The organism is Saccharopolyspora sp. NPDC047091, from assembly GCF_040643635.1.
Lineage (GTDB): Bacteria > Actinomycetota > Actinomycetes > Mycobacteriales > Pseudonocardiaceae > Saccharopolyspora_C.
The window spans coordinates 1-10131 of the sequence record NZ_JBEYUS010000119.1; the positions used below are offsets into that span (position 1 = coordinate 1).

At 73.8% G+C, this 10131-nt stretch carries 10 protein-coding genes and 1 pseudogene; 7 read left to right on the forward strand and 4 right to left on the reverse strand.

Annotation, left to right across the window (positions count from 1 at the left end):
• Window positions 1-1422, forward strand: a 1422-nt coding sequence (locus ABZ805_RS28480; RefSeq protein ID WP_358446772.1) for an arylsulfotransferase family protein, incomplete at its 5' end; no start/stop codon positions are given.
• A 137-nt stretch (window positions 1423-1559) separates the two neighbouring features.
• The gene (locus ABZ805_RS28485) at window positions 1560-2666 is read left to right on the forward strand and encodes a PLP-dependent lyase/thiolase (RefSeq protein ID WP_358446774.1); all 1107 of its coding nucleotides are present in this window, start codon (window positions 1560-1562) and stop codon (window positions 2664-2666) included.
• A gap of 19 nt (window positions 2667-2685) precedes the next feature.
• Here ABZ805_RS28485 and ABZ805_RS28490 read toward each other — a convergent pair whose 3' ends face one another.
• Window positions 2686-3672 (reverse strand): NAD(P)-dependent oxidoreductase, encoded by a 987-nt coding sequence (locus ABZ805_RS28490; RefSeq protein WP_358446777.1) that lies wholly within the window; start codon window positions 3670-3672, stop codon window positions 2686-2688.
• A gap of 327 nt (window positions 3673-3999) precedes the next feature.
• Window positions 4000-4425 (reverse strand): universal stress protein, encoded by a 426-nt coding sequence (locus ABZ805_RS28495; RefSeq protein WP_358446780.1) that lies wholly within the window; start codon window positions 4423-4425, stop codon window positions 4000-4002.
• 315 nt (window positions 4426-4740) lie between these two features.
• On the opposite strand from ABZ805_RS28495, the gene ABZ805_RS28500 reads away from it, so the two are divergent.
• Both ABZ805_RS28500 and ABZ805_RS28505 read left to right on the forward strand, forming a co-directional pair.
• On the forward strand, window positions 4741-5910 hold the full coding sequence (locus ABZ805_RS28500) for a S8 family serine peptidase (protein ID WP_358446783.1): 1170 nt from the start codon (window positions 4741-4743) through the stop codon (window positions 5908-5910).
• A gap of 177 nt (window positions 5911-6087) precedes the next feature.
• Window positions 6088-6489 (forward strand): hypothetical protein, encoded by a 402-nt coding sequence (locus tag ABZ805_RS28505; RefSeq protein ID WP_358446786.1) that lies wholly within the window; start codon window positions 6088-6090, stop codon window positions 6487-6489.
• Between the two features lie 18 nt (window positions 6490-6507).
• Here the strand turns inward: ABZ805_RS28505 and ABZ805_RS28510 are convergent, their stop codons facing one another.
• Window positions 6508-6840 carry a plasmid stabilization protein gene (locus ABZ805_RS28510; RefSeq protein WP_358446789.1) on the reverse strand — a complete coding sequence of 111 codons (333 nt, stop codon included), beginning with the start codon at window positions 6838-6840 and terminating at the stop codon, window positions 6508-6510.
• A 173-nt stretch (window positions 6841-7013) separates the two neighbouring features.
• Between ABZ805_RS28510 and ABZ805_RS28515 the strand changes: the two genes are divergently transcribed.
• The gene (locus ABZ805_RS28515) at window positions 7014-7991 is read left to right on the forward strand and encodes a DUF5914 domain-containing protein (RefSeq protein WP_358446791.1); all 978 of its coding nucleotides are present in this window, start codon (window positions 7014-7016) and stop codon (window positions 7989-7991) included.
• 134 nt (window positions 7992-8125) lie between these two features.
• Here the strand turns inward: ABZ805_RS28515 and ABZ805_RS28520 are convergent, their stop codons facing one another.
• Entirely contained in the window at window positions 8126-8974 is an 849-nt protein-coding gene (locus ABZ805_RS28520) for a helix-turn-helix transcriptional regulator (RefSeq protein ID WP_358446794.1), read from the reverse strand.
• Window positions 8975-9059: 85 nt separating this feature from the next.
• Between ABZ805_RS28520 and ABZ805_RS28525 the strand changes: the two genes are divergently transcribed.
• Both ABZ805_RS28525 and ABZ805_RS28530 read left to right on the forward strand, forming a co-directional pair.
• Window positions 9060-9836 carry an SDR family oxidoreductase gene (locus tag ABZ805_RS28525; RefSeq protein WP_358446796.1) on the forward strand — a complete coding sequence of 259 codons (777 nt, stop codon included), beginning with the start codon at window positions 9060-9062 and terminating at the stop codon, window positions 9834-9836.
• Window positions 9837-9924: 88 nt separating this feature from the next.
• Window positions 9925-10131 (forward strand): annotated as a pseudogene (locus ABZ805_RS28530) (hypothetical protein); the annotation flags it as partial.

Sequence of the window (10131 nt, forward strand, 5' to 3'; positions counted from 1 at the left end):
GTCCGATCGGCCGCCCCCGCGCCCCGCGCCGGGGCGCGAGCGGGCCACACCTTCGTGAGCCGACCCGACCTCAACCCGCCGCAGGTGGACATCAGCACCCCCGCCGCAGGCGTCCGGCCCGGCAACGTGCTGCTCACCCCGGCAGGCGCGAACAAGCTCAACCCCGAGGCCGCCGCGCCCCGCGCCGACTTCCAGCCCGGCGCGCTGATCATGGACGACTTGGGGCAGCCGGTGTGGTTCTCCCGGCCCGCCGAGGGCGTCATCGCCGACATGCAGGTGCAGGAGTACCAGGGCAAGCCGGTGCTGACCTGGTGGGAAGGCGCCATCCACATCCCGCCGGGCTTCGGCACCGGGCAGTTCGCGATCCTCGACGAGAGCTACCGGCGCATCGCGACCGTGCGGCCCGCCAACGGCCTCGAAGGCGACATGCACGAGTTCGTGATCACCCCGCGCGGCACCGCGCTGATCATCGTCTACGCCGAGGTCCGCGCCGACACCACGCCCGTCGGTGGCGCGGCGAACGCGAAGGTGCTCGAAGGCGTCGTGCAGGAGATCGACATCGCCAGCGGCGACCTGCTGTTCGAGTGGCGCAGCCTGGAGCACGTCGCCATCGAGGAGTCCTTCTACCCGGTGCCGACGGACCCGGAGGAGTGGTTCGACTACATCCACCTCAACGCGGTCTGCGAGGACGGCGACGCGCTGCTCGTCTCCGCCCGCTGCACGCACACCGTCTACCGCATCGACCGCGGCACCGGCGAGGTCGATTGGCGGCTCAACGGCAAGAAGAGCGACTTCGAGATGGGGCCGGACGCGGCGTTCGCCTGGCAGCACGACTGCAGGCGCCGCGAGGACGGCACGATCACCTTGTTCGACAACGCCGCCGCCGCACCCGGTCGCGGGCGCTCGCGGGCGCTGGTGCTCGACGTCGACGAGCAGGCGCGCACCGCGACCGTGCTGCGCAGCCACGAGAGCCCGGAGGGGCTGCTGGCGCCGAACCAGGGCAACACCCAGCTGCTCGACGAGGGCCACCTGTTCGTCGGCTGGGGCGGGGAACCGTACTTCACCGAGTTCGACGGCGACGGCGAGGTGCTGTTCCACGGCAAGTTCGTCGACTCCATCACCTCGTACCGCGCGTTCCGGTCCCCCTGGGTCGGCAGGCCGCTCGACCGGCCCGCCGTGGCCGGGCAGGCCGGGGACGGCGTCACCAGCGTGTACGCCAGCTGGAACGGGGCCACCGAGGTCGCCGCCTGGCGGGTGCTGACCGGGCCGGACGAGGCGGGCCTCGCGCCGGTGCAGGACGTGCCGCGCACCGGTTTCGAGACCAGGGTGGACGTGCCCGGTGCCGCCGCCTTCGTCGGCGTGCAGGCGCTCGACGCCCAGGGCGAGGTCCTCGGCGATTCCCCGGCCGCCGAGGTCTCCTGACCGCACCCCAGGTGAATGGCCCATTCGACCAGGCAGCTCGGTCCGATGGGCCATTCACCTCGGTGGCGCCGGGTGCGCGCGCGGGCGGCTAGGGTGCGCGGTGGTCAAACGTCCGCCCGCACGATCGTGAGCACGTCATGCCGCACGCCTCGAAGGTCACCACGAACGAACGCCTGGTCGCGCTCGACTGCCTCGGCTGCGGGCGGTCGCACCCCGTCGGCGACCTGACCGCGGGCTGCCCGGACTGCCTGGAGCGCGGCACGCCGGCGAACCTGCGCTGCCGCTACGACGGAGACCCGGTCGGGCAGCTGCCGCTGCGCGGCGCCCGCACCCTCGGCGAAGGCGGCACCCCGCTGTTCCCGCTGCCCGCCGAGCTCGCCCCGGACGGTGTCGAGGTGTGGGTGAAGAACGAGGCCGCGAACCCGACCGGCTCGCACAAGGACCGGTTCAGCTGGGGCGCGGTCGGCCGGGCCGCCGCGGCGGGCTACGCGGGGATCGTCGCCGCGTCCTCCGGCAACGCCGCGGTGTCGCTGGCCGCCTACGCCGCGCTCTACGGGGTGGAGTGCGATCTCGCCGTCACCACCGCCGTGCCCGCGCCGATCTTCGACGCGGTCCGGGCCACCGGTGCGCGGCTGCACGTGTTCGACGACGCCGAGCAGCGCTGGGACTTCGTGCGCGCCCGCGCCACCGAGCCGGGACGGCTCGCGGTGACGAACTACGTGCGGCCCGCCGTCGGCAGCAGCCCGTTCGGCGTGGACGCGATGCGACCGCTCGGCTGGGAGGTGGTGGACGGTCTCGGCCGCGTCCCGGAGCACGTGCTGCTGCCGACCGCGCGCGGCGACCTCGCCTTCGGCGCGCACCTCGGGTTGCAGGAGGCGGCGCGGCGGCACGACGGGCCGGGCCCGCAGGTGCACCTGGTCGAACCGTTCCCGCGGCTGAGCGCGGTCCGCGCGGGCGCGAGCGTGCACGACTCCTTCCCCGGGACGGCCACCGGCATGCCGTCGATCGGCGGTGACTGCACCACGGTGCAAGCGCAGCGGGTGCCGGCCGAATCCGGCGGGGACCCGGTCGTCGTCGAGGACGGGGGTGCGGCGGCGGACCTGCTGGCGCGCCGCGGAATCCTGCTCGAGGGCGCCAGCGCCATCGTGCTCCCCGCGCTGTACCGGCTGCACGAGTCCGGCCGCATCGCGCCGGGGGAGACCGCCGTCCTCGTTGCGACCGCGCACCCGTTCAAAGGCCTCTGACCGCCGAGCCCGTCCTTGGTCAGGACGGCGTGTAGACCCCGTGCGGGTACGCGTGGTAGCCCTTCGCGCCGACCGCCCTGGTCAGCGTGCTGCGCACGTCCTCGTCGGCACGCAGCAGGTCCAGCACGTGCCGGAAGTCCCACCGCGGCGTCCAGCCGAGGTCCGCGCGCGCCCGATCGTTGGCGTACACCCGGTCCAGCGAGGGGAACATCCGCCAGCCGCGCCGCGCGTACTCGGCCTCCTGGTCGGGGAACAGCCGCCGCACCACCGCGGGCGCATCGGTGCGCAGCAGCGCCGCGTCCTGCGGGGAGAACGGGGGAGTGGCGCTGACTACGTAGCGCCCGAATCCCAGCTGCGGCGCCCGCGCCAGCGCCAGCCGGTGCGCGTCCACCGCGTCCTGCAGCTCCACCCGCCGGTACAGGTACTCGTTGACCTTCGCGTTCAGCCCGTCGTAGGCGGTGCGGACCTCCTCCCGGTCGTCGTCCTCCGGGAAGAACCGGGAGGTCCGCAGCACCACCACCGGCAACCCGTGTTCGCGGTGCACCAGCTCGCAGACCTGCTCGGCGGCGACCTTCGTGACGCCGTAGACGTTGCGCGGCACCGGCACCACGTCCTCGGTGATCCACGCCGCGGGCTCGCCCGGTTCCGGGGTCAGCGCGCGGCCGAACGCGCTGGTGCTGCTGGTGAACACGAAGCTCCGCACCCCGGCGGCCACCGATTCCTCCAGCAGCGCGAGCGTCCCGCCGACGTTGGTGTCCACGAAGGCCTGCCGGTCGTGCGAGCCGACGTGCGGCTTGTGCAGCGTCGCCGCGTGCAGCACGCCGGTGACCCCGTCCAGGCAGCGGCGCAGCAGCTCCCGGTCGGTGATGGAACCGGTCGCGGTGGTGAACCGGGACGGCAGCAGGTCCAGCCCGACCACGTCGCGGCCTTCGGCGCGGAGCCCGCGCACCAGTGCCTCCCCGAGGTGGCCGGCGCTTCCGGTGACCAGGATCTTCTCATCGCTCACACCAGCCGAAGCTACGGTGCAACCCCGCCCCGCGAAAGCGATTTTCCCCAACCGACAGAACTCCCCGCCCATCGAAAGAAGAGTCCACAGTAGACGCAGTTCACGTCGCAGCTGAGAACACGCGAATCGGATCCTCGTCGTTCGCCTGTCAGCGGCGAAGCCGCTGAGCCACCGACCACGTATGTCACCGGCACCCCCGCGGGTTCTCAGTGGTCTTCTCGCGAGGACAGCGTTCTCGCCTGTGGCGGAGCCACCGGTGAGAACGATCCTCCAGCGAGGGCGCCGCTGAGGTTCCGCCACTCGCCCTCCTCGTAAGGCGAGTGGAGATCAGTCCCGCACGATGACCACTGGGCACTTCGCGTGGACTGCGCAGCGCTGGCTCACCGAGCCCAGCAGGGTCCGGTAGAACCCGCCGTGGCCGCGGCTGCCCACGACCAGCAGCTGCGCGCCCTCGGCGGCCTCCAGCAGGGCCTGCGCGGAGTGCCCGTGCACCACCACGCGCTGCACCGCGCTGCCCGGTCCGGCGACGGCGTCCACCGCGTCGTTCATGTTCCGCTCGGCGGCCTGCTGGAAGTCGTCGGGTGGCATCGGTCCGCCTTCCCAGCTGTAGAACGCCGGGTACTCCCAGGCGACCACGGCGCGGACCTCGGCGCCGGTGTGCTCGGCCTGCCGCAGCGCCCAGCGCAGCGCGGACCGGGAGGGTTCGGATCCGTCGACACCCACGATGATCACGTTCTCGGTCGTGCTGTCCATGCGCCACCTCGTTGGTGTGGTCCGCCGCCGCGGCGGCGGAGGGACTCGCGCTCCGCTGCCCTCCAGTGTGCGACGAACCGGTGGTCCGCCGGAACCCCGGCGCGCCCGGTCGGGCGGAGCCCTTCCGGCTCGGAACGGAACTCTCCGTGGCGTGCTCGCCGATCAGGGGTCACTCGGCCTAGTGGGTGAGGGTGAAGTTCCTGCTGTGCAAGGGAAAAACCACCGCGGAACCGCACACGACCGGCGTCTTGCCGGGACGGGTGGGACAGGAGTTACCTCGAGGGGCCACGTTTCACCGAGAGCAAGGGGGCGATCATGACCGCAGCCGAGAGTGGAACCACCGGCCGCTACCTGGTCCTGCTGGAGGACGACGCGACCGTGCTCGGTGCCAGGGAGCTCAACCGGCTCGCCGGCATCCGCACCGCCAGCACCGCCGACGCCGCGGGCGCCGCGCCCGGAGCCCTGTTCAGCGGCGCGGGTGGCGTCGTGCTGCACGAGCTCGGCGTCGCGCTCGTCGACGCCGACCCGGACCAGATCGCCGCGCTGCAGGGCTCGGTGCGCGAACGCGGCACCCCGCTGGCCGCTATCGAACCCGAACGCCGGGTCTTCGCCATCGGATCACCACAACCGGTCGCCGACGCCGAAGTCACCTGGGGGCTGCGCGCGGTCCGCGCCGACCAGAGCGCCCCCACCGGCAAGGGCATCCGCGTCGCCGTCCTCGACACCGGGTTCGACGAGCAGCACCCCGACTTCGCCGGCCGCGACGTCGTCACCGGATCCTTCGTGGAGGGCCAGGACGCCCACGACGGGCACGGGCACGGCACGCACTGCATCGGCACCGCCTGCGGGCCGCGCACCACCCAGTCCGGGCCGGGCTACGGCATCGCCTCCGAAGCGTCGATCTACGCGGGCAAGGTGCTGAGCGACGACGGCTCCGGCGGGGACAGCGGCATCCTCTCCGGCATCCAGTGGGCGATCTCCAACGGGTGCTCGGTGGTCTCCATGTCGCTGGGCGCGCCCACCCAACCGGGCCAGCCGTTCTCCGACGCCTTCGAACGGGTGGCGCAGCGCGCGATCGAACGCGGCACCCTGATCGTCGCCGCGGCGGGCAACGAGAGCCAGCGGTCCGCCGGGGCCATCGCGCCCGTCGGACACCCGGCGAACTGCCCGTCGATCCTCGCCGTCGGGGCGATCGACGAGCAGGGCGCGATCGCCGACTTCTCCTCCGGCACGGTGGACCAGATCGGACAGGTCGATGTCGTCGGGCCCGGGGTGGACGTCTACTCCAGCTGGCCGGGGCAGGAGCGCTACCGGAAGCTCAGCGGCACCAGCATGGCCACCCCGCACGTCGCGGGCGTCGCCGCGCTGCTCGCCCAGCAGTTCCCGGAACGGGCGTGGGGCCTGTGGGCGCGCCTCGCGCAGAGCGCCAAGCGGCTCCCGCTGGCGTCCACCGACATCGGTGCGGGCGTCGTGCAGGCCCCCTGATCCGAGGTCCCCAGGCGGCGGGTGCGCTCTCGGCGCGCCCGCCGCCGCGTCCTGCCAGGTGTGCTCTTCCTCGGCCCCGGGTAATCCGCGCGCAGCCGGTCCGACCCGCCGACCCCGCCTCCCGCGGACGATCAGCGGCGGGCGTCCGCACGTGATCGGCCGGGGGGACGGGAACCGATGAGCACAGGCGACGCCGCCGAGGGCGGCCGGGGCCGAGCGCCGCGGCGATCGCGCGCGGCCGTGGACGACGCGGTCCGCGCGCGCGAGGAGATGGGTGCCGCCGTGGACGGCGCCGACCGGGCGGTCGAGCCCGCGTCCATCCCCGACGCCCGCGCCGAACCCGGTGGAGAACCGGGCGCGCTGTCCGAGCGGGACGCGCTGCTCGACGTGGCCGTCCGCGGTCACCGACTGGCGCTGCTGCTCGACGGGCTCGCCCGCCGCCACGCCACGCCCGGCACCGCGCGGCCCGCCGACGCGCACGTGGCGCTCGACCAAGCCGCCGCGGCCGCCGAGGACCTCGGCAACTGCGTCCAAGCCGCGGCCGCCGCGATCGCCGAACAGCACGATGCGGAGCGGTGAGGCGGAACCGCGACCACCTCAGCCGCGCGCCAGCGCTTTCTCCAGCTCGGCCTTGTTCATCTTGGACCGTCCGTCGACGCCCGCCCGGCGCGCGTCCTCGTAGAGCTGCGCCTTGGTGCGGCCGAGCGGACCGGTGCGGTTGCCGGAACGCAGCCCGCCGCGGCGCTGCGGGGAGATGTCGTGCACGGAGGTGGCGCTGCGCTGCTTCGCCTGGCCCTGCTGCGCCCGGTTCTTGTTCACCGTGCGGGCGGCGATCTCCTCGGCTCGCCCCTCGCTGCTGCCACGCCGTTCGGCGCCGCGCTTGATGTGCTCGTACTGGCGTTCCTGCTTGCGGTTCGCTCCGGCGGGCATGGTGTTCCTCCTCCGGCGAGGCGGTGTTCCGGTTCAGCCCTACCCGCGGGGCCGCGGTGGTACACCCGCGGGAGAGGGCTGAATTCCCTTGCGCGTTCGACGGAATCCGCGTTGCGGCGCGGGTCCGCGCAGGTGCTCGCGGCTACGCTGCCCGCTGACGAACGGGGGTGCGCATGGGAGGACCGGGAGCGAGGTTCCCGCTGCGCCGGATCCGCGCGCCGCGCTGGGCGGAGCAGCCGGGCACGTGGCGGCAGGCCCGGCCGGAGCTGATCGCGGCCGCGCTGCGGCGTGCGCAGGACCGGCCGTCCGGGAACTGGTACGTGCTGGCCGCAGGCCGGGAGATCTCCGCCGCGCGGCCGTTCGGCCGCACCGTCGCCGGTGTCGAGCTGGTGGCGTGGCGCGACGGTTCCGGGGCGCTGCACGCCGGCCCCGGGGCGTGCCCGCACCTGGGCGCCCCGCTGCGGGAGGCGCGGCTGCACGACGGCCGGCTGGTGTGCCGCTGGCACGGCATGTGCCTGGGGGAGGGGACCGCGGGCTGGCGCACCTTCCCGGTGCACGACGACGGCGTCCTCGCCTGGGTCCGCCTCGACGCGGTCGGCGGCGAAGCACCGCTGGACGCGCCCGTGCTGCCGGCCAGGCCACCGCTCGCGGGCAGCGTCGACGCGGTGGCCACCGCGGTCGGCGTGTGCGAACCGCGCGACGTGATCGCGAACCGGCTCGACCCGTGGCACGGCTCGTGGTTCCACCCGTACTCGTTCGCGAACCTGGAAGTGCTGCGTGAACCCGACCCGGAGCGCGACGAGTTCGAGGTGGCCGTGTCGTTCCGGCTCGCCGGGGGAGTGGGGGTGCCGGTGCGCGCGACGTTCACCGCCCCCGAACCGCGCACCGTCGTGATGCACATCGTCGAGGGGGAAGGGGAGGGCAGCGTCGTCGAAACGCACGCGACCCCGTTGGGCCGCAACTCGGCCGGTCGCCCGACGACGGCCGTGATCGAGGCGGTCGTGGCGCACTCCACGCGGCCCGGGTTCCGGTTGGCCCGCGCCGCAGCGGGCGGGTTGCGGCCGGTGATGCGGTGGGCGGCGCTGCGGTTGTGGAAGGACGACCTGGCCTACGCCCAGCGCCGCTACGACCTCCGCTCCCGCGGGTCGTGAGCGGGGTGGGGCGGCGGAAGCTCGGCGGGGTCCTCGCTGCGGGACCGTCGTCACCGCTGGCTCCGCCGCAGGAGGAAGCGCCGTCCGCGCGAGGATCCCGCGGGCCGTCCCGCCGCTAGCGCTGCTCCGCCGGATCAGTGGCCGGTCGGGGTGAAGTGCTCGGTGCCCAGGACGTCCAGGAGGGCCAGGGCGTCGGCGCCCGGGGAGCCCGGGGGCGCGGTGTAGAGGACCAGGTGCTGGTCCCGGTCGGTGAGGGCCAGCGCGTCGCAGTCGACGGTGACCTCGCCGACGACGGGGTGCCGGAAGGTCTTGGTGAGCACCGGCGCGGGCTGCACGTCGTGCCTGGCCCAGAGCCGCGCGAACTCGGAGCTGCCGCGGTGGAGCTCGTCCACCAGCTCGCCGATCGCCGCGTCCGCGGGGTAGCGGGCGACGGCGGTCCGCAGCTCCATGACCACGTGGTGCTGGAACTCGGTCGCGTCGGAGATCCCGTACGGTGCGGCCGAGGCGGGGTCGAGGAACGCCCGCCGCGCGAGGTTGCGCTCTGCAGGCTCGACCCTCGCGAAGTCCTCCATGAGCGCGGCCGCCAGCGGGTTCCACGCCAGGACCTCGAACGCGGTGGAGAGGACGATGCCCGCCGTCCGCGGCAGCCGTTCGAGCAGCGCGAGGATGCTGGGCCGCACGTCGCGCCGGTGCAGCCGGGTGCCGCTGGGGGCGGTGCCCGCGAGGACGTGCAGGTGGTCGGCCTCCGCGTCGGTGAGCCGGAGCGCGCCGGCGATCCCGGCGAGGACCTCGGCCGACGGGCGAGGTGCGCGGCCCTGCTCCAGCCGGACGTAGTACTCGGTGGAGATGTGCGCGAGGACCGCGGCCTCCTCGCGCCGGAGTCCCGGTGTCCGGCGGCGCGGTCCGGACGGGAGCCCGACGTCCTCCGGCCGGATCCGCTCGCGGCGGCTGCGGAGGAACGCGCCCAGCTCCTGCTTGTCCATACTTCGAGTCTGCACGTCGCGCCGCCGCTGATCCTGGTACCGGCTGTACCTGAATCCGGTCCGCGGGCCGCGCTGGTATTGCGGCATGACCAACGACAACGCATCCCTCGGCCTGCTCAGCGGCAAGGTCGTGCTCATCACCGGCGCGAGCCGCGGCATCGGCGCCGCGGCAGGCCACCTCTTCGCCGCGGAGGGCGCCGCCGTCGTGCTGGCGTCCCGCGGCACCGAAGCCCTGGAGAAGATCGTCGCCGAGATCCGCGCCGACGGCGGGATCGCCGACGCGGTCGCCCTGGACCTGGCCGATCCGACGAGCATCCGGGCGGCGGTGGACCGCGCCGCACAGCTGCACGGCCGCCTCGACGGCGCGTTCAACAACGGCGCGGCCATCCAGCGGCCCGGCCCGCTCGACACCACCAGCGACCAGGACGTCCAGCAGCAGTTCGAGGTGAACTTCCGGGCGCACTGGATCGCGATGAACTCGGAGGCGGAGCTCATGCGGCGGGGTGAGGGAGGGGCGATCGTGAACACCTCCAGCATCGGCAGCCGCCGCGCGAATCCGGCGCTGCCCGCCTACGGCGCGATGAAGCGCGCGCTCAACAGCATCACCGAGACGGCGGCGGTGAGCTGGGCGCGGGACGGCATCCGCGTCAACGGCATCACCCCGGGCGGCACCGCCACGGAGATGATCGATGCCTGGGAAGCGGCGACGCCGGGGGTGATCGAGCACGTGACGGCCTCGACCCCGCTGGGGCGGATGGCGGAACCGCGCGAGATCGCGGAGGTGGCCGGCTGGCTGCTCAGCGACCGGGCCTCGATGGTCTCCGGCGCCAGCGTCCCCGTCGACGGTGCCGGCGGCGCCTGACCCGTCAGCCCCCAAGATCTTCGGCCGGGCACACCCGCCCGCCCGAAGCATTCTTTAAACACAATGCCTTCAGTGCAAACTGAAATCAATGCTCGAAGAGCAAAAACCAACATCCGCACAGGACAACCGGGAGCCAAGCCGTAAGCCCGGGAACCACACCGAACGCCTTCCGCTCGTCAGCGGCGAAGCCGCTGAGCAGAGACCACGCGCGCACCCGGCACCGCCGCGGGTTCTCAGCCGCCGCGCCCCCGGCTGCGTGCAGCTGCCGCGGTTGCCGTTCGTCATCGCCGCGAAC